The organism is Glutamicibacter sp. NPDC087583 (genome assembly GCF_044743685.1).
GTDB lineage: Bacteria > Actinomycetota > Actinomycetes > Actinomycetales > Micrococcaceae > Glutamicibacter.
Genome location: NZ_JBIUWY010000009.1, coordinates 53,263 through 75,410, shown reverse-complemented (window position 1 = coordinate 75,410; position 22,148 = coordinate 53,263). Strand labels below are relative to the sequence as shown.

General features: G+C 64.3%; 20 protein-coding genes. 14 read left to right on the top strand and 6 right to left on the bottom strand.

The features are described 5' to 3' along the window. Positions 1–1,191, bottom strand: coding sequence for a S8 family serine peptidase (locus ACIOU9_RS16895; protein WP_402697643.1), 1,191 nt, complete (start codon positions 1,189–1,191; stop codon positions 1–3). A 224-nt stretch (positions 1,192–1,415) separates the two neighbouring features. Between ACIOU9_RS16895 and ACIOU9_RS16890 the strand changes: the two genes are divergently transcribed. From ACIOU9_RS16890 to ACIOU9_RS16880, 3 genes are all read left to right on the top strand, one after another. Next, positions 1,416–3,305 carry a BCCT family transporter gene (locus tag ACIOU9_RS16890; RefSeq protein WP_402697642.1) on the top strand — a complete coding sequence of 630 codons (1,890 nt, stop codon included), beginning with the start codon at positions 1,416–1,418 and terminating at the stop codon, positions 3,303–3,305. A gap of 164 nt (positions 3,306–3,469) precedes the next feature. Further along, a complete protein-coding gene (locus ACIOU9_RS16885; protein WP_133834906.1) occupies positions 3,470–4,675 on the top strand; it encodes an NAD(P)/FAD-dependent oxidoreductase in 1,206 nt (401 codons plus the stop codon). 50 nt (positions 4,676–4,725) lie between these two features. Then, entirely contained in the window at positions 4,726–5,175 is a 450-nt protein-coding gene (locus ACIOU9_RS16880; protein WP_402697640.1) for a universal stress protein, read from the top strand. Here ACIOU9_RS16880 and ACIOU9_RS16875 read toward each other — a convergent pair. Next, positions 5,172–5,522 carry a CHY zinc finger protein gene (locus ACIOU9_RS16875; RefSeq protein WP_286172321.1) on the bottom strand — a complete coding sequence of 117 codons (351 nt, stop codon included), beginning with the start codon at positions 5,520–5,522 and terminating at the stop codon, positions 5,172–5,174. The two genes, ACIOU9_RS16880 and ACIOU9_RS16875, sit on opposite strands and share 4 nt — an antisense overlap. A gap of 174 nt (positions 5,523–5,696) precedes the next feature. Between ACIOU9_RS16875 and ACIOU9_RS16870 the strand changes: the two genes are divergently transcribed. After that, complete coding sequence (locus ACIOU9_RS16870) at positions 5,697–7,076, top strand: MFS transporter (protein ID WP_402697638.1); 1,380 nt, start codon at positions 5,697–5,699, stop codon at positions 7,074–7,076. A 289-nt stretch (positions 7,077–7,365) separates the two neighbouring features. Beyond that, positions 7,366–7,908 carry a hypothetical protein gene (locus ACIOU9_RS16865; protein ID WP_332728650.1) on the top strand — a complete coding sequence of 181 codons (543 nt, stop codon included), beginning with the start codon at positions 7,366–7,368 and terminating at the stop codon, positions 7,906–7,908. 7 nt (positions 7,909–7,915) lie between these two features. Here ACIOU9_RS16865 and ACIOU9_RS16860 read toward each other — a convergent pair whose 3' ends face one another. Beyond that, entirely contained in the window at positions 7,916–8,845 is a 930-nt protein-coding gene (locus tag ACIOU9_RS16860; protein WP_133834902.1) for a LysR family transcriptional regulator, read from the bottom strand. A 141-nt stretch (positions 8,846–8,986) separates the two neighbouring features. On the opposite strand from ACIOU9_RS16860, the gene mmsB reads away from it, so the two are divergent. The 5 genes from mmsB to ACIOU9_RS16835 all read left to right on the top strand — a co-directional run bounded on the left by mmsB (position 8,987) and on the right by ACIOU9_RS16835 (position 13,829). Next, the gene (mmsB, locus tag ACIOU9_RS16855) at positions 8,987–9,931 is read left to right on the top strand and encodes a 3-hydroxyisobutyrate dehydrogenase (protein ID WP_402697636.1); all 945 of its coding nucleotides are present in this window, start codon (positions 8,987–8,989) and stop codon (positions 9,929–9,931) included. 2 nt (positions 9,932–9,933) lie between these two features. After that, positions 9,934–11,031, top strand: a complete 1,098-nt coding sequence (locus ACIOU9_RS16850; RefSeq protein ID WP_332488060.1) for an alcohol dehydrogenase catalytic domain-containing protein — start codon at positions 9,934–9,936, stop codon at positions 11,029–11,031. A gap of 31 nt (positions 11,032–11,062) precedes the next feature. Then, the gene (locus ACIOU9_RS16845) at positions 11,063–12,127 is read left to right on the top strand and encodes an ROK family transcriptional regulator (RefSeq protein ID WP_105658888.1); all 1,065 of its coding nucleotides are present in this window, start codon (positions 11,063–11,065) and stop codon (positions 12,125–12,127) included. A gap of 70 nt (positions 12,128–12,197) precedes the next feature. After that, the gene (gene ppgK / locus ACIOU9_RS16840; protein ID WP_332488031.1) at positions 12,198–13,007 is read left to right on the top strand and encodes a polyphosphate--glucose phosphotransferase; all 810 of its coding nucleotides are present in this window, start codon (positions 12,198–12,200) and stop codon (positions 13,005–13,007) included. A gap of 6 nt (positions 13,008–13,013) precedes the next feature. Continuing rightward, positions 13,014–13,829 carry an HAD family hydrolase gene (locus tag ACIOU9_RS16835; RefSeq protein WP_332488029.1) on the top strand — a complete coding sequence of 272 codons (816 nt, stop codon included), beginning with the start codon at positions 13,014–13,016 and terminating at the stop codon, positions 13,827–13,829. A 104-nt stretch (positions 13,830–13,933) separates the two neighbouring features. On the opposite strand, the gene ACIOU9_RS16830 is transcribed toward ACIOU9_RS16835, so the two are convergent. The 3 genes from ACIOU9_RS16830 to ACIOU9_RS16820 all read right to left on the bottom strand — a co-directional run bounded on the left by ACIOU9_RS16830 (position 13,934) and on the right by ACIOU9_RS16820 (position 16,653). Continuing rightward, on the bottom strand, positions 13,934–15,100 hold the full coding sequence (locus ACIOU9_RS16830; protein WP_332488058.1) for an amidohydrolase: 1,167 nt from the start codon (positions 15,098–15,100) through the stop codon (positions 13,934–13,936). Between the two features lie 70 nt (positions 15,101–15,170). Continuing rightward, on the bottom strand, positions 15,171–15,890 hold the full coding sequence (locus ACIOU9_RS16825; protein ID WP_105658885.1) for a hypothetical protein: 720 nt from the start codon (positions 15,888–15,890) through the stop codon (positions 15,171–15,173). A gap of 22 nt (positions 15,891–15,912) precedes the next feature. Next, positions 15,913–16,653, bottom strand: coding sequence for a DUF5058 family protein (locus tag ACIOU9_RS16820; protein WP_105658905.1), 741 nt, complete (start codon positions 16,651–16,653; stop codon positions 15,913–15,915). Between the two features lie 223 nt (positions 16,654–16,876). Between ACIOU9_RS16820 and ACIOU9_RS16815 the strand changes: the two genes are divergently transcribed. From ACIOU9_RS16815 to ACIOU9_RS16800, 4 genes are read left to right on the top strand one after another with little or no spacing between them, the layout of a single operon-like run. Beyond that, positions 16,877–18,331 carry an amidase family protein gene (locus ACIOU9_RS16815; RefSeq protein WP_332488025.1) on the top strand — a complete coding sequence of 485 codons (1,455 nt, stop codon included), beginning with the start codon at positions 16,877–16,879 and terminating at the stop codon, positions 18,329–18,331. A 24-nt stretch (positions 18,332–18,355) separates the two neighbouring features. Continuing rightward, positions 18,356–19,552, top strand: coding sequence for a CoA transferase (locus ACIOU9_RS16810; protein ID WP_332499347.1), 1,197 nt, complete (start codon positions 18,356–18,358; stop codon positions 19,550–19,552). Then, positions 19,516–21,111: a carboxyl transferase domain-containing protein gene (locus ACIOU9_RS16805; RefSeq protein ID WP_402697634.1), complete on the top strand. Its 1,596-nt coding sequence runs from the start codon at positions 19,516–19,518 to the stop codon at positions 21,109–21,111. The genes ACIOU9_RS16810 and ACIOU9_RS16805 overlap by 37 nt, the downstream gene beginning before the upstream one ends. Next, complete coding sequence (locus tag ACIOU9_RS16800; RefSeq protein ID WP_286134385.1) at positions 21,108–22,070, top strand: Lrp/AsnC family transcriptional regulator; 963 nt, start codon at positions 21,108–21,110, stop codon at positions 22,068–22,070. The genes ACIOU9_RS16805 and ACIOU9_RS16800 overlap by 4 nt, the downstream gene beginning before the upstream one ends. Positions 22,071–22,148 lie beyond the last annotated feature (78 nt).

The following is a 22,148-nucleotide window of genomic DNA, read 5'->3' as shown; positions in this document are numbered from 1 at the left end:
CTAGTGGCCTTCCGCCCCGGCCGGGGCTTGGGCCAGCCCGGCACCGGCATCCTCAGCAGGCAGCGCGGCATCGCGGGAGGTGGACAGGAGCTTGTCCCACAGCTCTTGGGCACGCAGCCCGGTGGATTCGGCCAGCAGCGCGGCCACGCCGGCCACATGCGGGGTGGCCATGGAGGTGCCGCTGATCGTGTTGTAGCGTTTTTCTCCCGGCCAAGCAGAGTAGATGTCCACGCCGGGGCCGGCGATATCCACTGCGCCGCCCTGGGCATCCAGCGCCTGTGCCGAGAAGTCGGCGACGGCCAGGTGCGGATCCACGGCGGCCACCGCCATGATGTAGGGGCTGTTGGCCGGGGCGCCGACGAACCCCGGGTTCCCGGCGGAGCGCTGCGCGTTGTTGCCGGCGGCGGCCACGATCAGCGAGCCCAGCTCCAGGGCGCGCCGCCCAGCGGTGACATAGGGCGGGTGCACGGTTCTCACGTCGGCACCGAGGGACATCGAGATGACCTCGCACTTGTTTTCCAGCGCCCAGTTGATTCCGGCCAGGATCGTGGAGTCGGAGCCCGATCCGTTGCTGCCCAGCACCTTTCCGGCGAAGATATTGGCCTCGGTGGCGACCCCGTAGCCCGGTCCCTGCCGCGGGTCGCGCGGACCGCAGGCGGTGCCGATGCAGTGGGTGCCATGCCCATGGCCGTCGTTGGCGTCCTCGCCATCGACAAAGGACCTGGCATCCACGGTGCGGCCGGCGAAATCCGGGTGCGCGCTGTCGAAGCCGGTATCCAGCACAGCCACGTTGATTCCCTTGCCCGTGTAGCTGGACAGCTCTGCGCCCACCGCTTGCAGGCCCCAGGTGAATTCCGCGGTGTCCGCGAACGGGGACTGGCCCGGGGCCTTGGCGGCATCGGGCAGAATCCGGTAGACCAGTTCCGGCACCACCGAGGCCGGCAGCCGATGCCCGGCGCAGCGCTGGCGGAAGTCCTCCAGCTGCTCGGTGCCGCTGGAGACCACCGCGATGCCCAGCATCGGGAAGTATTCGCTGGTGGAGTAGCCCTGTTCGGCCAGCAACTGGGGCAGTTCGGTGTCGCGTTGGACTTGGGCCAGGCCAGGGGCGCCGGCAGCTGGCTGGTCGAAGACGAGCACGTAGCGGCCCGGGACTTCAGCGGCTTCGGTGCTTTGGTGGCGGGAAGTATGCATGGCTGGCTCCTTAGCTGGTTTTCCGGCACACGCCGGTGCGTGCTTGGCGAGTTACTTCGCACCCTACCCGCTGCGCCAGACGTTTAGCCCGGGGCGATGAGGACTTTGCGCAAACTCCCATTCCCGGCTTCGCAAGCTTTTTATCGCAGATCAGCTTGCTTCTGGGCGCACAAGCTACAAGGGTGTAAAGCAGAAGGACAACAATGCAAGGAAGGTTGGAGACGATGACCCAGAAAATCGACGACTCGGACTCCGCGGAGTCCAACAGCGAGCTGCCAAGGCCGCTGGACGCGGAGCCGGAGGCATCCCCGCATACTGCGCCGATTCCGGTGCATATGCATATTGCAGAAAATGACACCGACGCGCAGATCACCGCGAAGCTGCGCCGGCAGGGCGTGCGCCTGGGCAAGGGCGGGATCGCTCCGGCGGTCTTCTGGCCGGCGCTGGTCGTGATCCTCGCGGTGGCCGTGTTCGCCATCGTGCTGCCGGATACCGCAAGCACTACGTTCAACGCGATGCAGAACTGGATCGTGACGAACCTGGGCTGGTACTACATGCTGATCATCGGCGGCTTCGTGGCTTTGGTGATCGTCGTCGGCTTCTCCAAGCTGGGCCGGATCACCCTGGGCAATGACGGGGAGAAGCCTGAATTCGGGCTGTTCAGCTGGTTTGCGATGCTCTTCGCCGCCGGCATGGGCATCGGCCTGGTCTTCTACGGAGTGGGCGAACCGCTGATGTACGCCACCGTCGACCCGAAGCCCGGATGGGAAGGCACCGAAGGGGAACTGGCGGGCTTGGCCATGGCCCAGACCTTCATCCACTGGGGCTTGCATCCGTGGGCCATCTACGCAGTCATCGGCTTGGCCCTGGCCTATGCGATCCACCGCCGTGGCCGCCCGGTCTCCATCCGATGGGCGCTGGAACCGGTGCTCGGGGAGCGGGTCAAGGGCTGGCTGGGCGATGTGATCGACGTGCTGGCCATCTTCGGCACGGTCTTCGGCATCGCGACCTCGCTGGGCCTGGGCGTGCAGCAGATCAGCTCGGGACTGCAATCCATCGGGCTGGTGGATTCGGTGGACAACACGCTGCTGGTCATCCTCATCGTCGTGATCACTTTCCTGGCCACCATGAGCGTGGTCAGCGGCCTGGGCGCAGGCATCAAGTGGCTCTCGAACATCAACCTGTCCATGGCCGGGCTGCTGATGATCAGCGTGCTGCTGCTGGGCCCGACGCTGTTCCTCTTCCAGAACTTCGTGCAGTCCCTGGGCGTGTACCTGGCCAATTGGATGAACATGACCTTCGACGTCGGCGCCTTCCAGCAGGGCGAGGAAGCGCAGGCCTGGTTCTCCAGCTGGACGGTCTTCTACTGGGGCTGGTGGATCGCATGGGCCCCGTTCGTGGGCATCTTCATCGCCCGCATTTCGCGCGGCCGCACCGTGCGCCAGTTCGTTTTGGGCGTGCTGCTGGTGCCGACCATCGTCGGTTTCCTCTGGTTCTCCGTGATGGGCGGCGCGGGGCTGTACCGCCAGTTCTTCGGAGCGGGGGACATGGTCCAGGACGGGGCGGTTTCCGCCGAGGGCTCGCTGTTCCAGATCCTGCAGGACCTGCCATTGGGATCGATCCTCTCGGTGATGGCAATCATCCTGGTGGCGATCTTCTTCATCACCTCCTCGGACTCCGGGTCGCTGGTGGTGGACATGCTGGCTTCCGGCGGGCACCCGAACCCGCCGACCTGGTCCCGCGTGCTGTGGGCGGTGCTCGAGGGCTTGCTCGCCGCGGCGCTGCTGATGGCTGGCGGATTGCAGGCGCTGCAGGCCGGTTCGCTGGCCACGGCGCTGCCCTTCAGCATCATCATGATCATGATGGCGGTGGCGACCATCAAGGGGCTGCGCCACGAGAGCAAGACGCTGGAGATCATCGAGGCCAAGCTCCGCCTCGAGCGGGTCACCGAGCACGTCTCCGACGAGCTGTGGGCCACGCTCGAAGACCAGCCGGAGCTGCGCCGCTACGTCGATGACCGCATCGACTACCGGGTGACGCGCACCCGCGGTGCCTTTGGCCGCCGCGAGGAGAACGCAGACCGGGGGCGCCGGAAGAAGGACGGCGAGCGGTAGCAGCCGCCGGGGCAGGCGGATGACTGACAGCCGGCGAGCTGGCCGCAGGCAGCGGCCCGCTCGCCGGTTTCTCCTTTTCCCGGCAGTGAACTGGCCAGAGGTTGCCAAGCTGGCCATGGGGTGTGAGGATCAAAGTACATCGTCGTTGAGCAGTGGGGTGCAGCATGGAATCGATCGTTGTCCTTGGTGGCGGCCTGGCCGCCGCGAGCGTTGTTGGCGAACTGCGCGAGCTCGGCTACACCGGGGCGCTGAGCTTGGTCAGCGAGGAAACGCAGCTGCCCTATGAGCGCCCGCCGCTGTCCAAGGGGTTCTTGCAGGGCAAGGAGGAACCGGCGGACTTCACCGTCCATGACGCGTCCTGGTACGCAAGCCATGATGTCGCATTGCGTCTGGGCGTCGCCGCCACCAGCATCGAAACCGCCAAGCGGCAGGTGCTGCTGGCCGATGGCAGCGCACTGGACTACGACCAGCTGGTGCTGGCCACCGGTTCGCGGGCCAGCCTGGGCGGCCTAACTCCGATACCCGGTTACGACCTGCCCGCAGTGCACGTGCTGCGCACCTTGGACGATGCGAAGTCCCTGCGTGCAGAACTGGTCGAGGGCGCCCAGGTGGCGGTGGTGGGTTCGGGCTGGATCGGCATGGAAGTGGCGGCCGCCGCCCGCCAGCGCGGGGCACGGGTGACTGTCTACTCGCCCTCCGAGGTCCCTTTGGCCAAGGTGTTCGGCGAACGGCTTGGAAATCACCTCTTGGAGCTGCACCAGTCCCATGGCGTGGATGTGCGCACTGCACGGGTGCACGGCATCGAAGAAGCCGACGGGCACCTGCAGGTGCTTTCCGATGCGGGCTCCTCGCGTGCCGACCTGGTGCTGCTGGCCGTGGGTGCGCAGCCGAATGTGCAGCTGGCCGAGACTGCCGGGCTGGACGTGGACTCCGGCGTCGTGGTGGATGCCTCGCTGCGCAGCAGCGACGCGCGGATACTAGCCGTGGGGGACATTGCCCAGGCCTTCAACACCGCATTGCACAGGCAGCTGCGCGTCGAGCACTGGGATAACGCGATTCGCCAAGGCAAGCTGGCCGCGGCCACGCTGGCCGGGGAGGAAAGGTCCTATGACTGGCTGCCCTACTTCTTCACCGACCAATTCGATCTCGGGATGGAATATGTCGGGCATGGTTCGCCCGGGGATACGACGGTGGTGCGCGGGGATATGGAATCCGGGGAGTTCTTGATGTTCTGGCAGGACGGATCGGAAATCACCGCTGCGGCGAACGTGAACATCTGGGATTCCAATGACACCCTGCGCGGGCTGGTGGGCCGGGAGATCGACGCTGACCGGCTCAGCGATCCGGCCATAGCGCTCAAGGATTTGTGAACTGCAGTTCCTTCGACCGGAACTGCCAATAAGGGAAGCGGGTAGAGCTGATGAGCACTATGGTCATGGGCGTGGAATCGGGCATGTCCCCGGCGGTCTTGGCGGCGGCCGGTGCCCTGGCACGCGGGCTGGATGCACGATTGGTGTGCATCCACGCTGATTCCGGACGCCTGATTGCCGACAAGCTGTCCGAGGGCGACCTGCTGGCTTCGGCCAGCCCGGTTTCCGAGGAGCTCGCCTGGGAAATCACTTCGGTGATTACCGGCGTCGAGCTCGAGAGCTACACCGTGGCCGGCGACCCTGCCAAGGTGCTGGCCGCGGTAGCCGAGCAGCTCGATGCGCAGATGATCGTCGTCGGCACCCGCCGTCCGGGGATCCGCAGCAAGATGGCCCAGCTGATGGACGGGTCGATCGCCGTGGCGCTGGCCCACAAGCAGCATCGTCCGGTGCTGGTGATTCCGCAGCAGCCTGCACAAGACAACGAACTGCCCTGGGACTAGCTGGCTGGCTTCATCTCGAAGTACAAGTCCAGATGCAATTTGCAGCCGGGATTGAATAGGGCCTGGCAGTTCGGGCAGGAACTGGCATCGAGGTACTTCGCCGGGCTCAGCTGCGTGCTGCAGACCCCGCAAAGCACGGCGGGTTCATCGAACCGGTCCGCCGGCCACGGCGTTGCCTCGTGATCGGCCAGTTCGCCATGGCATAGGTGGCAGGGGTAGAAGGTGGCGCAGCAGTCGTGCTTTAGCGCGATCACATCGAACAAAGAGTGGTAGTGGGCGCAGCGGGTTTGCGCATCCATGCGCACGCCTCGCAACGCCACCTGGTGCACGGGGTTTTCCCAAGCCATCATCCTCGACCTTTCATGCAGCCGCCGCTGCGTGTGCAAAAATGCACGCTGAATGTGCAGAATCCGCCTCCCACTATGCCTCGTTTCGCCTATCTTTCGCGATGTGATCTAGGCCATACTCGCTGATGAAGCCGGTTCCAAAGGGGGGACTGGCGTGGGCGGAAGGAACGCACAGTGGCAAGCGAAACGTCATCGAAGGCCGGGCGCAAGGGATTGCGCCGGGTCGTAGCAGCCTCCATGGCTGGCACCGTCGTCGAATGGTATGAATTCTTCCTCTACGCGACCGCGGCAACCCTGGTCTTCAACAAGATCTTCTTCCCGGATACCGGCAACGATTTGGATAACATCATCAAGGCCTTCCTGACCTACGCGGTCGGTTTCATTGCCCGCCCCATCGGCGGCATCGTCTTCGGCCACTTCGGCGACAAGTACGGACGCAAGCACCTGCTGCAGGTGGCGATCGTGCTGGTCGGCGCAACCACCTTCCTGATGGGCTGCCTGCCCACCTTCGACTCCATCGGCTATGCCGCACCGATCCTGCTGATCGTGCTGCGCTTCGCCCAGGGCTTCGCCGTGGGCGGGGAATGGGGAGGCGCGGTGCTGCTGGTGGCCGAGCACGCGCCGAACAAGGAACGCGGCTTCTGGTCCTCCTGGCCGCAGGCCGCAGTGCCGGTGGGCAACCTGCTGGCCACCGTGGTGCTGCTGGTGCTCTCGGCAACGCTGAGCGAAGCGGCCTTCCTGGCGTGGGGCTGGCGCATCGGCTTCTGGCTCTCGGTGGTGATCGTGGTCGTCGGCTACTACATCCGCACCCGCGTTTCCGATGCCCCGATCTTCAAGGAGGCCAAGGCTGAGCTGGAGCAGAACGCGGCTGCCGGCTACGGCGTGGGCGAAGTCTTCAAGCGCTACCCGCGCGGGGTGTTCACCGCCATGGGCCTGCGCTTCGGGGAGAACATCATGTACTACATGGTGGTGACCTTCTCCATCACCTACATGGCCACCCAGCTGGACATGGACACCTCCACGATCCTTGGCCTGATGCTCATTGCCCACGTGATCCACGCGATCCTGGTGCCGATCGTCGGCCGTTTCACCGACACCCTCGGCCGCCGCCCGGTCTACGCCACCGGCGTGGTGCTCATGGCCGTCTGGGGCGTGGCGGCCTTCCCGCTGTTCAATACCGCCAACGATGCGGTCATCCTGGCCACCATCGTGCTGGGCTTGGGTGTGCACGCGCTGATGTACGCCGGGCAGCCGGCCATCATGGCCGAGATGTTCCCGACCCGCATGCGCTACTCGGGCGTTTCGCTGGGCTACCAGGTCACCTCGATCGTGGCCGGGTCCATGGCCCCGATCATCGCCACCTTCCTGCTCAAAGTCTACGGATCCTGGGTTCCGGTGGCCGGCTACATCGTGTTCGCCGCCCTGGTCACCCTGGTGGCGGTGTTCTTCATGAAGGAAACCAAGGGGCTGGACCTCGGCGAGATCGACGAGGCGGACCGGCTGGCAGTGAACGGCGAAAATGCCGCCCGCGATGAACTGAAGATGCAGAAGTAAGCCGCAAGATCCAGCACGACGCCGAAGGCCAGCTCCTCGGAAGGGGCGGGCCATCGGCTTGCGCCGCCGTTGCCGATCTGCGAGTCTGGCAGCCAAGAAGGGCGGGGTTCGGTGGAAATCACCGTCCCCAGCATGATGCGATTGCGAGGTGCACGGGCAGATGGGAATCGAGTACCTGTTGGCGTTCCTGTTCGGTATTGGCTTCGTTGCCGCTTGCGCTTCATACGGGCGGCGCCGGAGCAGCAAGAAGAATAATGAAAAGTAGCCAAGTTTGCCGTCGGGGTTCGGCATGAAGCGGTGCAGGCTGCATATCTTCGGTGCCAGCGGCAGTGGCACCACGACCCTCGCGCGCGCCGTGGCCGATGCCTGGTCCGTGCCGCATGCCGATAGCGACGACTACTTCTGGGTTCCCACCGATCCTCCATACCGCGAGCAGCGTGCGCCGGCTGCCCGAACCATGCTCATGAACCAGGTCTTCGTTCCGCGCATAGCCTGGGTACTGTCCGGATCAGTGCAGGGATGGGGAGAAGAAGTCCTGTCGCAATGCGATGCCTTCGTCTTCCTGACGCTGGATCCCCAAGTGCGCCTGCGCCGTCTTGCAGAACGCGAGAAGCAGCGCCTGAGCGGGCAATCCCTGGAACTCGGAGCCCTGGAACAATTCATGGCGTGGGCAGCTGGCTACGATGACCCGGACTTCAGCGGACGCAGCCGCGCCCGCCATGAGGCCTGGCTGGAGAACGAAGTCCGTCCGGTGCTCCGGCTGGACAGCGCCCGATCAGTGGAGCAGCTGCTGCAAGCCATCGTGGACTGGGAACCCGCCGGGCCACGGTGAACGGCGCCTAGCCGGAGGACAAGTTGTACGCCGGGAATGGCGGGATGAACCAGTCGCCGGCGGTGGCTGCATCATTGAGCGCGCGCACCGTTTCCTGGACCGCGCGGCTGCGCAAGGCTTCTTCGCGTCCCACCAGCCAGTACTCGGACTGGTAGGTGAACTGGTCATGGAGCACCGGAACCATATTCGGGTAGTGCTCCGAGAGGAAAGTGGGGAGCAAGCCGATGCCTGCATGGTTCATGGTGGCCGCATATTGCACCGCGATGCTGGTGGAGGAAATCGCGCGGTGCATTGGCGGCAAGGCGCCGGTGGCCTCGTCGAGCTTGTCCACCGTCAGCGCGGTGTCGATGTAGTAGTTCAGGCTATGCCCGGCCAGGTCGGCAACCTGTGCCGGGGTGCCGTGGGCTTCCAGGTATTCGGCCGTGGCGTAGAGCCGCAGCTCGTAATCCAGGAGTTTTGTGGAGGCCGCCTTGCGGACGCTGGGTTCGCCAATGACAATCTCCAAATCCATGCCGGTCCGCGTCTGCCGTGCACGGGTGGTTTCCGAAACGATCTCGAAGACCAGTTGCGGATGCTTTAGCTGGAGCTTTGCCAGGGCCGGAGCCGCCAGGTGGGCGCTGAAGGCGTCGGGAGCGGCGACGCGCACATGGCCGGCCAATGCGCCGGTCTCCTTCTGGGAGCCGATGGCTTCCACAGCCTGCTCGATGGCTTCCGCGCTGGACATGGCCCGGCGCCCCAGATCCGTCAGTTCCCAGCCGTTGGGAGAGCGCGTGAGCAGGTGGCCGCCCATGGCTTTTTGCAGTGCGTCGATGCGACGGGAAATCGTCGAGTGGTTCACCCCGAGAACATTCGCGGCGGCGGTGTAGCGGCCCAGGCGCGCAACGGTCAGCAGGGCAATGAGGGATTCGAGATGGCGGTAATCGATCTGACGGTCCATGGTCCACAGTCTGCCACGCCTCGTGTGCGCTAGCGCACACTAGGCCTGCGCAATTGGCGTGCCCAAGTGCATTGAGTCTGGCACGCCGCGCCCCCTACGCTGGCCTGACAAGGACAATACTCAAGGACGAGGGGTGTGCAGATGAGCACGTACGCATGGATTGGCCTGGGCAACATGGGCGGACCGATGACCGCGAATCTGGTGGCCGCAGGGCACACCGTGCGCGGCTACGACCTGGACGAGCAGGCCTGCGCCGCCGCGGCCGACGGCGGAGTCCAGATAGCCGGATCGATCGCCGAAGCCATGGACCAGGCCGACGCCGTGTTCACCATGCTGCCCAAGGGAGCGCACGTGCGCGCGGTCTATGAGGGCGACGCCGGCATTTGGGCCAACGCCAGCAGGGACACGCTGCTGCTGGATTCCTCCACGGTGGACATCGAGACTTCCCGCTACATCCACGCGGGCTCCGCGCAGCGCGGCCTGCACTTCGTCGATGCCCCAGTCTCCGGCGGCATCTCCGGAGCCGCGGCCGGAACCCTGGCCTTCATGCTCGGCGGGGCACCAGAACTGATGGAGCAGGCCACCGGATTCATCGCCCCGATGAGCGGGAAGACCATCGTCGCCGGGGGCCCCTCCATGGGCATTGCCGCCAAGATCTGCAACAACATGATGCTGTTCATCGACCTGATGGCCAGCGCCGAAGGCTCCCAGCTAGCCGAAGCCCTGGGCCTGGACCCGGAAGTCTTCTGGCAGATCGCCTCGGTCTCCTCGGGACGCTCCTGGGCGCAGCAGACCTGGTACCCGGTGCCGGGCATCATCGATACCGCCGCGGCGAACAACAACTTCGAGGCCACCTTCCGCACCGACTTGGCCCGCAAGGACATCGGGCTGGCCCTGGACGCGGGCGCAAGCACCGGGGTGCAGCTGCCGGCAGCCAGCTTGGCCCGCGAGCACTTCGACGAACTGATCGAGCAGGGACTGGGGGACAAGGACTGCTCGCTGATCGTGAAGAACCTGCTGCCAGAAGGTGGCGTGCGCGGGTGGAACCCGGAGTCGGCCGAAGCCAACCAGCCAACCGCGGGCTGAGTATGCGCCAGATCCATGCCGCGGTGCTTGAGCGCCGGGAGAACCAGCGGCCCTATGCCGAGCACCGGCCGCTGGCGATGCGCCAGCTGCAGCTCGAAGAACCCGGGCCCGGCGAAGTGCTAGTGCGCATCACCGCGGCCGGACTGTGCCATTCGGACTTGTCGGTGATCGACGGGAACCGGCCTCGTCCGCTGCCGATGGTGCTGGGCCACGAGTCAGCAGGCATCGTCGAGCAGGTGGGTGATGGGGTGGATCTGGACATCGGCCAGCAGGTGATCTCGGTCTTCCTGCCGCGCTGCGAGCAATGCGAAGCCTGCGCCAAGGGCGGCAAGCTGCCGTGCAGCGCCGGCACCGCGTCCAATGGCGCCGGGACCCTGCTGACCGGCGCTCGCCGGTTGGCCCTCGACGGCCAGCCGGTCCATCACCACCTCGGTGTCTCGGCCTTTGCCGACTACGCGGTAATGGATGCGCGCAGCCTCATCCCGGTGGGCGCGGCTGTTCCTGCTGAAGTGGCCGCGGTGCTAGGCTGCGCGGTGCTCACCGGCGGCGGTGCACTGCGCAATGCCGCCGGGGCAACCGGCGCCCAGGATGTTGCCATCGTCGGCCTGGGCGGGGTAGGCATGGCCGCCTTGCTGGTGGCCGCGGGGCAAAGGAGCACCGGCAGGATCCTGGCCGTAGACGCCAATGAGGACAAGCTGGCCACCGCGCTGGCATTGGGCGCCGATGAAGCCTGCACGCCGCAGGCCCTGGGGCAGCGCACCGCCGAAATCGTGATCGAGGCCGCGGGGCATCCGCGTGCCTTCGAAACCGCCTTGCAGGCCACCGGCGTGGGCGGAACCCTGGTGACCGTGGGGCTTCCGGCTCCGGGCGCGATGAGCAGCATCGAGCCCCTGGGCCTGACCGCAGGAGCACGCACGATCATCGGCAGCTACATGGGTTCTGCCCTGCCGAAGAAGGATATTCCCTACTACGAGCAGCTCTGGCGCTCCGGCAAGCTCCCTGTGGAGAAACTCGTGGAAACCAGGCCGCTGGCCGAGGTCAACGACGCCCTGGATGCACTAGCCGAGGGACGGTCGGTGCGCCAAGTTCTGCTGCCCTGAAATCAGGGCAGAAGGCCAGTAGGATTGGTGGGTGACTGATTCCACTGCGGGGCCCCGTGCCCTGGCAACGCTGACTGACATCCGGGTATTCGATTACCTTTGCCAAGCCCCGGCGACCCGTACCCAGATCGCTGCGGATCTGGGGATCTCCAAGCCCACCGCATCGCAGGCGATCTCGCGCCTGCAGGAGAACGGCCTGGCCTCGGCCATCGAGCGGGACAACGAGCCCAAGCGCGGCCGCGTTCCCGAGCACTATGCGCTGGACAGCGGCTTCGGCCACCTGCTGGCACTGTGCCTGCAGGCAGAATTCCTGCAGGTCCGCGCCACCGACCTGGCCGGAAAGACGCTGGTGGACCGCTTCTACCCGCTGACGGCGCAAACCACCGCCGCGCAGGTAGAGCAAATGGGAGCCCGCGAGATCTCCCGCGTGGCCGCTGAGCTCGGCTCCCCATTGCTGGCCGGGGCCGTGAGCCAGTCAGCCCCGGTGCAACGCGATGGCGGGCTGCGAGTCCTGGCCACCCCGATTTTCCCTTCCTCCGGGGCCAACCTTGCCGGCCAGTTCGCCGGCGGGGTTCCGGTGCTGCTGGATAACGACGTGAATTGGATGGCCCTGGCCGAAGCCGGGGAGCTGGCCGGTTCGTTGATGATGATCTACATCGGTTCCGGCCTGGGTGCAGGCCTGGTCATCGACGGTGCGCTGCACCGCGGCAAGCACGGCACCGCCGGCGAGCTGGAGACCCAGCTGGTAGGCACCGCGAACCTGCGCGATGCGCTCGGCGAGGCCGGGATGTTCCAGACCCGCGTGCTCTGGGAAAAACTGGCCGATGAACGGAACTGGCCAGCCTTCCTGTCCCCGTTCGGCCGTGTCCTGGCCAACCTGATCGGCTTCGTCGATCCGCAGCGAGTGGTGGCCATCGGCCCGGGGCTCACGCCTCAATTGTGCGCGGCTCTGGAAAGCGAACTGAACAGCTTGCTGCCCAAACCGGTTCATGTTCAGCTTTCCACCTTGGGAACCGAGGCCGCGGCACGCGGCGCTTTGGCCGGCGCCCGGGAGCTGGCCTTGGCCAACTTATGGGAAAACTACCGGGTACGTTGACCAAAGTGATCCAAGCTATATATTGTAAAGAGTCCTTAAAATTTTATTTGCTTCACCGGGGAGACCACTGATGGCACCATCTGACGCATCGGCATCCACGTCGCAGTTCGCTGCCATCGGGCTTGATCTGGGCGGCTCGTCGATCAAGTACGGATTGGTTGGAACCGACGGCAAGCTTGTTGAGAGCACCTTCAGCAAGGCAGCTACCCCTGAGGGCGCGCATCCGGATGCTGTCGCCCAGGTGATGGCGGGCATCGTTGCCGACCTGCAGGAGCTCACCGGCGACGAGCTGGCAGGAATCCCCGCTGGCGTCACCGTGCCTGGCATCGTCATCGACGGCGTCGTGCACTCGGCGGCCAATATCGACAAGGCCTGGATCGGCTTGGATGCCACCGCCAGCTTCAGCGCGATCCTGGGCCGCGACGTCTTTGTGCTCAACGACGCGGATGCCGCCGGCGTGGCCGAGGTCTACGCGGGTGCCGGAGCCGAGCAGGGCAAGCCCGTCAAGGGCAGCACCTTGCTGCTGACCCTGGGCACGGGCATCGGCTCGGCCTTCTTCCGCGACGGCGTGCTCTTCCCGAACGTCGAATTCGGCCACCTCGAAATCGACGGATTCAATGCCGAGAGCAAGGCCGCCGCGCGAGTCATGCACGAGGAAAACCTCAGCTGGGAGCAGTACATCGCCCGCCTGCAACGCTACCTGTCCCACGTGGAATTCCTGTGCAGCCCGGATTTGATCATCATTGGCGGAGCGATCTCGGAAGACCACGAAAAGTTCCTGCCGCAGCTGGAACTGCGAGCCAGGATCGTGCCTGCCCAATTCAACAACGCCGCCGGGGTCTTGGGCGCTGCGCACCGCGCGCTGAAACCCGGCAACTAGGAACCTATGCATACGATTGACCCGAAGGCCCAGATCAAGCTCGTCGCCGTTGACATGGACGGCACTTTCCTGGACGGCGAAGGCAAGATCCCCGAGGCATCGTGGGCTGTGATCGACAAGCTCCAGGCCCGCGGCATCAAGTTCGTGCCAGCTTCCGGGCGCCAGTTCGCGACCCTGCGCGAGCAGTTCGCCACCTTGGGGGAGATCGCGATCATTGCCGAGAACGGGACCGTCGTGATGCACGGCGAGAACGAGATCTACTCCAACATCATCGACCCGCCATCGGTAGCCGCCGTCATCCAGGCCGTGCGCGGGCAAGCCGCACTGGATGCCGGATTGGTGCTGTGCGGACGCCGCACCGCCTATGTGGAGCGCGCCGATGAACGGTTTGCCAACGCCGTGGCCCCGTACTACCGCGCCGTGCAGGTGGTTGAAGACCTGGCCCAGGTCGAGGACGAGATCATCAAGATGGCCGTCAACGTCGGGACCGGCGCCGTGCAGGAAATGGCGGCAGCGCTGCACGTGCCGCTGCAGGTGGTGATCTCCGGCAGCCACTGGGTGGATGCCATGAACCACGGCGTGCACAAGGGACTGGCCCTGGCAGCCTTGCAGGACAAGCTGGGAATCAGCGCGGATGAAACGGCAGTTTTCGGCGACTACCCCAATGACCTGGAAATGATCAAGGCCGCCACCTACTCCTTCGCCATGGCCAATGCGCATCCGGTGGTGGCAGAAGCCGCGAACTTCACCGCGCCTTCCAACCTCGAGCACGGTGTGCTGCAGGTGCTCGGCGCCTACCTCGATGGGCGTACCCGGCTCTAGCCAAACCGGCAAGAACATTCCGAAGGCCCGGGCGGAAGGAGTGTTCCTCCACCCGGGCCTTGGCATGCCGCCGGCGGCGCGATCGACTTGGGAACCGGAGTCCGCTACCTGGCCAGGTAATGCCCCAGGCCCGCCAGCGCGGCGCGAACCCCTGTTGCCAGGGAAAGCTCGTAATCAGGCAGGAAATACGGCGAGTGGTTCACCGGTGGCGCCTCGTCACGGGGCAGGAACCCGCCGAAGAACCAGTAGACGTACGGCACCGAAATCTCATCTCCCAGAGCCCCGAAATCCTCGGATCCCATGGCAGCGGGCAGGTCGACAACTTTGCCTTCCCCGAGTTCCCGGCTCAAAGCCTCCTTGACCTGCTCGGTGTGGCCCGGATCATTGTGCAGCTTGGGGAAGGAATTCAGCGTTTCGATCTCAGGTGCCGGAGCATTCGACGCGGCGGCTTCGGCGTTCACTATGCGTGAGACCCCATCCAGGATTTGGGTGCGGGTCTGCTCATCGAAGGTCCTGATGTTCAAGGTGAATTCGGCGCGATCCGGGATGATGTTCTCCTTCAACCCGGCGTGGAACGAGCCGCAGGTGAGCACCGCAGGAGTCTGAGGGTGCAATTCCCGCGAAACCAGGCTCTGCAGGCGCGTGATCGTGTGCGCGCCCTGGACGATCGGGTCGATGGAGTCTTGCGGCTGTGAGCCGTGGGACTGCTTGCCGTGCAGCGTCACCTTCAGCGAATCAGCCATTGCCATGGCGGGGCCGCTGGTCAGGCCCACCGAGCCCGCGGCGAAAGGAAAGACATGCTGGCCGAGGATGACCGAGGGTACCGGGGCCTTGTCCCACAATCCGTCTTCGAGCATGGCCCTGGCACCAGCGCTGGTTTCCTCGCCGGGCTGGAAAATCCACACGATGGTTCCGTTCCACGCCCCCGTCTGCTCGGCGAGCCGGGCAGCGGCGGTCAGCGCCGCGGTGACATGGGTGTCGTGACCGCATCCGTGCATGACCGGGACGTCAGTGCCATCGGCCAGCTGGCCGCGAGCTTCCGAAGCATAACTGGCTCCGGTATCTTCCGCGATGGGCAGGCCATCGGTATCGGCGCGGAAGCCTACCACAGGCCCCTCGCCATTGCGTTGGATGCCGACGACGCCGGTACCGCCGCAGACGAAGTTCTCGATTCCCATGGTGTCGAGTTGCTTGCCGATATAAGCGGCGGTCGCGCGTTCCTGCATTGACAGTTCGGGATTGGCATGCAGGTGGCGATACATTTCGTGCATAAGCTCGGCTTGCTCGCCAGTCAGGACGGTTTGCAATGCGCCAGCGGGTTGGGTATTCAAAGTGACTCCTTTAGTCAGCAACGGGCGTGTGGACTGCTTTGCGATCGCGCACGATCCACGAAACGATGATGGAGAAGAGCACAACCAGGGCTGTGCCGAACAGGGCCAAGGATGGAACCAGCGGGATGACCACGAAATACATGGTCAGCGACAGCACGATGGCAACTATGGTCGGGCGAACCTGCTTCATGGCGACGATGGCCTGGACAAGTACCGCTCCCATCAGGGAGGGCAAGATGTAGATTCGGGCTACCTCGATCATGTCGTTTGGAATGATCGAGACCAGCCAGGACCCGAAGATCCCCACGAAGACCAGCAGGCTGGTCAGGTGGACGGTGGCCGCGCCGCCGATGGCCATCACCGAGGCCAGATCGCCGCGCCTGGTGCCGGGCTTGGCGTTGATCGCGGACTGGGCCACGATGGCGGCAGGCAGCAGCTTGTTGGAGATATTGCCGATCATGAAGGCCTGGTACATAGCTGCCGAACCCAGGATCGGGAAATAAGTCAGTGGTTCGACAAACCAGAAAATTCCGAAGGTGGCCGCAACGGCGGCGAAGGCGACCCAGATCATCGAAGGGCTGATGTCGAGGTCCGTGAAGAATACGAGGTAGATCGGGCCGAGCAGCGAGAGGATCAAGCCGGCTGTCATGGTCAGTGAACCGTAGCGTGTGGTCTGCTGCTCGAAGCGGGCCATCGAGGCGTCCGCAGTGGTCATTGCTGGTGAGCTCATGGGTTCTGTCCTTTCTAATTCGCTATGCGGTGTGCATCAGGTAGCCGGCGGTGATCGAGATTAGGATCGCGAATCCCAAGGCCCATTCCTTGAGCCATTTGGCTTGGAGCACTTTGGCCAAGAAGAGGAACAAAGCCATGGAGGCTGCCGAGATCAGCACCAGCGTCATGTGGATGCTGGACTTGGGAATTTCGGCGATGGTCAGCATGCTGAACGCTCCGAGCAGGGCTGCGGTGGGGATCAGGGCCATGGCCGCTGGGTTGCGCTTGGCCAAGGACTTGCCGCCGCGTTTCAGGACCGGGGTCAGCAGCAAGGTGCAGAGCATCCACATGCCTCCCGATAGGCTCATGGCCATGAAGGCCACGGCGAAAACTTGTTGGGTGTAGGTATCCCCGCCGAGCATCGAGCCCATGGATTGGGCTGCCAAGTTGGCGCTGGCCGTTTCCGTGGAGGCCGAGCCGATCAGCCCGATGCGGACAAGAACGGCTGGCGTTCCGAACAGAGCCAGTAATGCGATGGCGACCAGCACCACCGAGAGGGATGGCCCGATCGAGGCGACGGCACCGGCACGGAAGGCTTCCTTGACTTCGCGGACGGGCATATCGACATGGGGTGCTGCGGCCTTGGCAGCACGGACATAGAGAATGGTCTGGACGAAGATCACGGCGAAGACGCCCAGAGCGCAGAACCACAGGAAAGGGCTGTTGGCGACGGCCCAGATGTCAGTTGAAACTGGATCGCCGGCTGCAAGGGGGAAATGCATCGGAACTCCTTCGATATTCACCAGCATGATGTGATGCCGGTCTCATTGAATTCAAGGTTCCTCCTATTGGAGGCCTTCGGCAAGGAATGTCGGAATTAGCCATATTTATGGCGAGATCCCCCAAAATAGCGAGTTTTCTTGAGGAGTATTCCATTTGCGGTCAACGTAGGCGGAAGATTGTGACACATATCGCAATGCAGTCATCCTTTAGAAAGGCACGGCCATGAACGAGATCCAGCAATTGAGCGCCACGGAGCTCACGGCAAAGATCCGCAAGCGCGAGTTGTCGGCGCGTGAGGCCTTGGAGAGCCATATCCAGGCAATCGATGAAGTTAACGCCCAAATCAACGCCGTGGTCATCACGGATTTCGAACGCGCGCGAATCCTCGCTGCTAAGGCCGATGAAGCCACGGCGGGAAACGAGCCGACTGGAGTGCTCCACGGTCTGCCGATGACGCACAAGGACACGTTCAACACCGCCGGCTTGCTGTCCACCCAGGGGTCGCTGGCATTAAAGGACAACGTCCCAGAGCAGGACGACTTGCAGATCGCCCGACTGGCAGCAGCAGGCGCGATCAGGACGGGGAAGACCAATGTCCCGGAATTCGGAGCCGGATCGCATACCTTCAATGAATTGTTCGGCACCACGACGAATCCCTATGCGGTGGATCGATCGGCCGGAGGCTCCTCAGGCGGCGTAGCCGCCGCGGTCGCCGCTAGGATCCAGCCGCTCGGTGACGGCTCAGACATGGGCGGTTCGCTGCGCATTCCGGCCAGTTTCTGCAATGTCATTGGTTTCCGGCCCTCCTACGGGGTCATCCCGCTGGAGGCGGAATCCAATGCCTACTCCTGGCTGGCCCGTTCGGGACCGATCGCACGCACGGTGGAGGATATCGCGCTGTTCATGCGAGCCAGCGCAGGTGACGACAGGCTTCCGACCCCGAACAAGCTCTCAGCCAGCGATTTCGGCACTCCCGAACCAGAATTGCGCGGAGTCCGCATCGGCTATAGCTTCGATTTCGGGATCGGTGTTCCGATCGAGCGCGAGGTCGTAGAGGTATTGCATCGCCAACTCTCGGTTTTCGAGGCCGCTGGCGCAATTGTCGAAGAGGCGTGCATTGACTTTACCGATGCCGACGAAGTCTTCGGCAACACCAGGGCCTTCGATTTCGCCACTAATCTTGGCGGACTAGTGCGGAGCCACGGCTCGCTGATCAAGCCCGAGGTCCTCTGGAATGTCAAGAAGGGGACGGACCTCGACGGAGAAGCCATGATTTCGACGATGGCGGCCCGAACCCGGCTGGAACGAGCAGTTCAGCGCTACTTCTCGCGCTACGATCTGTTCCTCTCCCCGGCAACCCAGGTCTTGCCCTTCGACGCAGCGCAGCGCTGGCCTGAGCAAATCGCTGGAACCCGCGCCGAGACCTATCTGGACTGGATGCGATCTGCCTGCCTGCTCTCGGCCACGAGCCTGCCGGTCATCGCCATGCCAGGAGGCTTCACCGAGTCCGGGCTTCCGGTGGGATGGCAGCTGGCGGCGAATCACTACAAGGACGCCCAGCTGCTCAATTGGGCTGCCGGCTACGAGGAGCAGAACCGCTTCGCAGACGTGATGCCGGTTCTGGCCACTGATCCGCAGTCGGTGGCCGTCAATGCAGTCAAGACCGCCAGCGCCTGATACCGGAATTCTAGAGAGGCAAATATGAACAAGGAACAGCACAGCACCGGACCGCTGTCCGGGTACACCGTCATCGACTTGTCGCGGGCCTTGGCTGGACCGCATGCCACGATGATGCTTGGCGATCTGGGAGCCCGAGTAATCAAGGTGGAAAATATCCAGGGCGGCGATGACACCCGAGGCTGGGGTCCGCCCTTCGTCGGGCCGGAGGAGGACCGCCAATCGACCTATTTCCTCTCGTGCAACCGCAACAAGGAATCCATTGCCCTGGATCTGAAGAGCCCCGACGGAATCCAGACCCTGCGCAGCCTGCTGACGCAGGCCGATGTCCTGGTAGAGAATTTCCGCCCCGGAGTGTTGGACCGGCTCGGCTTCGACGATGCAGCCCTGCAGATGATTAACGGAAAGCTCGTGACCCTCTCGATTTCCGGCTTCGGCCATGACGGCCCTGAAGCCTGGCGCAGCGGATACGACCAGATTCTGCAGGGCGAGGCCGGGCTGATGTCGCTGACCGGTTCCGGACCGGAGGACCCGCAGAAAGTCGGCGTTCCCATCGGAGACCTGCTGGCCGGGATGTACGGATCCTACGGCGTGCTGGCGGCCCTGCTGGAACGCGAGCGCACGGGCAGAGGCCAGCATGTGCGCACCTCGCTGCTCGCATCGATCATCGGAGTGCATGCCTTTCAGGGCACCCGCAGCACGGTTGCAGGACAGGTTCCGCGCGCCCAGGGCAACCACCATCCATCCATCGCGCCCTATGGACTGTTCCGCAGCGCCGATGGCTTTGTGCAAATTAGCGTGGGCAGCCCGAAGCTCTGGGATTCACTGGTGGCGGCATTCCAGCTGCCAACCGAGGGGTTCGAAACCAATGAGCATCGCGTCGAACGGCGTGACGAGCTCATCGAAGCCATCGAAGAAAAGTTCATGCGCCACGGTACCAGCCAGCTGCTGGAAATGCTCGGTGAAGCCGGCGTCCCTGCCGGCATCGTCAGAACCCTGGATGAGGTGTACGAATGGGACCAGGTGCGCTCGCAAGGCCTGGCATTGAATGTCCAGCACCCGTTGCTAGGGGAGCTGACCCTCCCAGGCGCGCCGCTGCGGTTCTTCGAGGGCGGCAAGGAAGTCACCCGGACCGGGCACTCCGCTCCGCCACTGCTGAACCATGACGAGCAGCGGATCCGGGAATGGCTCAAGACCCGCGCGCAGCAGGCGGTGCGTTGAGTATGGTGCAGGAGAAAATCGAGCACATCAGTGCACAGCACATGATCGACCAGGTGCTCGATGTGGGCAGCTTCGAGAGCTGGGATGAGCCGGCGGATTATTCTTTTGCCGATGACGCCTACCGGGCCCAGCTGGAAGAAGCCGCGCGCCATTCCGGGGCCGACGAAGCGGTACTGACCGGATCCGGCACAATCAATGGCCGCAAAGTGGCCGTCGTCCTCTCCGAATTCGGATTCCTGGCCGGATCAATTGGCCAGGGCACCTCCCGCAGGATTGCTTCGGCATTCGAAAAAGCCGCCGCATTGGGACTGCCGGTACTGGCTTCCCCGGCCTCGGGCGGAACCCGGATGCAGGAGGGAACCCCTGCGTTCGTGTCGATGGTGCACATCACGGCCGCGGTTAGGGCGCATTCTGCTGCCGGGTTGCCATACCTGGTGTACCTGCGGCATCCCACCACCGGAGGGGTTATGGCGTCGTGGGGATCCACCGGGCACATCACCATCGCACAGCCCGGTGCCCTGCTGGGATTCCTTGGTCCGCGCGTGTACGAGACCATCTACGGCAAACCCTTCCCGCAGGGAGTGCAAGTCTCCGAGAATCTCCACAAGCACGGGCTGATCGACGCCGTGGTCCCGGTCCATGAGCTGGGCGGGCTGGTCAACCGGGTGCTTGCAATCATCGCCCCGGGAGATCTGATCGACTCGATTGCCGGCTACCCCTTGGCAGATGACCGGAGACTCACCGAATCCCAGGTGTGGGATGCCATACTCGCCACGCGCAAATCCCGACGCCCCTCGGTGCGCCACGTCATCAAGTACGCCGCCAGCGATGCGTTGCAGCTTTCCGGGAGCACCGAAGGGGAAAGCGATCCGCGGATGTACCTGGCGCTCGCGCGCATCGGGGGCCAGCCGGCGGTGGTCATCGGCCAGGACCGGTCGCGGATAGACCACTCCGAAAACCTCGATCCGCTGGGGCCTGCCTTCCTGCGCGAAGCCCGGAGGGGGGCGCTGCTGGCACAGAATCTGGGCATAGCGATGCTCACCGTGATCGACACCGAAGGAGCGGCGCTGAGCCGTGAGGCCGAGGAAGGCGGCATGGCCGGGCAGATTGCCCGCTCGCTGAGCACCTTGGTGGGCATTGGCGTTCCGAGCGTTTCGCTGCTGCTGGGCCAGGGCACCGGAGGCGGCGCACTTGCCTTGCTGCCGGCTGATATCTCCATAGCCGCAGCAAACTCCTGGCTCTCCCCGTTGCCGCCGGAGGGAGCCAGCGCGATCATGTACCGGGACACGGAGCACGCCGCACCGTTGGCTTATGCCCAGAAAACCGATGCATACTCGCTGCGACGTGCGGGGATAGTACAGGTGATCGTCCCCGAGGAGTATGATGTGACCACCGCTCCGAAGCGCTTCTCGCTGGAAATCGGAGCGGCAGTGTCCACGGCGCTTGCGCAGCTTGCGGCGACAGATGCCGCGCAGCTGCCTGGCCGGCGCGCGCTGAAGTATGCATCGATTGGCCGGCCGAAAACGGCCAACCAGGAGGTGCGGGACGCCGCTGGATGACTAGAACAGAGGAACGGATGATCGAGCTGAGCACGGTGCAACGCCGCATCATTGCCGCCCTCCAAGTGGACGGGCGAGCCACCTGGCGGAAGATAGCTGCCGTGCTTGACCTGCCTGAACGCTCGGTCGCCCGCCATGGCGCGTGGTTGCTGGAGAATGGGCTGGTTACGGTTGCGGCGATCCGCCACCGCGAGCATTCGCTGCTGATCGCGTGCACTTGCGCCCCGGGCACCGGGCGGATTGCCAGTGAATCCTTGTCTTCCCGGCCGGATACCAGCTTTTCCTACCAGGTCACTGGCCGGGAGGATCTCGTCGTGGAAATGCACTACAACGGAGATGTGACCGAAGTGCTCTCCCTGGAACTGCCTGCTACGCCGGGGGTCTCGTCGATTGTCGTGTATCCGGTGTTGAAGTACTTCAAGACGATCCGCGGGTGGCGCCTGGGATCCTTGAAGCCCGCAGAAGAGCTTGCCTTGCAAAAGGACCCGGATGTCACGAGCTGGCGCATCCAGCCGAACCTCAACTCCAAGGACGAGCAGATCATCGATGCTTTGCACGATGACGGCAGAGCCAGCTTCGAGTCGATTGCCCGCCGGGTGGCGATGAGCGAGACCTCTGTTGCGCGGCGGATCGATTGGCTCCTATCCACCGGGCAGATCGCCATTCGCGCCCTGGTTGAGCCCCTGGCCGTGGGGTTGCCGGTCGAGGCATTGCTCTGGGTTTCGACGACGCCATCCCAAGTCGAAAAATTGGGCCAGCGACTCGCCACCCGACCGGAAGTTCGCTATGCAGCGGCCGTGGCCGGGGATTGCCAGTTGGTGGTCGACGTGACGGTGGCCAACCAGGCCGAGCTCTATGACTTCATTTCCCACAGCGCCTGGGGGAACTCGATGCTGCAAGTTAAGGCCTCTCTGGTGGTTAGCGCCCGCAAACGCGGTGGGCGGCTGATCAGTAGCTGAACCAGACCAGGAAACCGCGTCGTGCAGCACCAGAATTCAACTGGAGTCCAACTCGTCTTTGGCCGCTGTTCGCCGCTG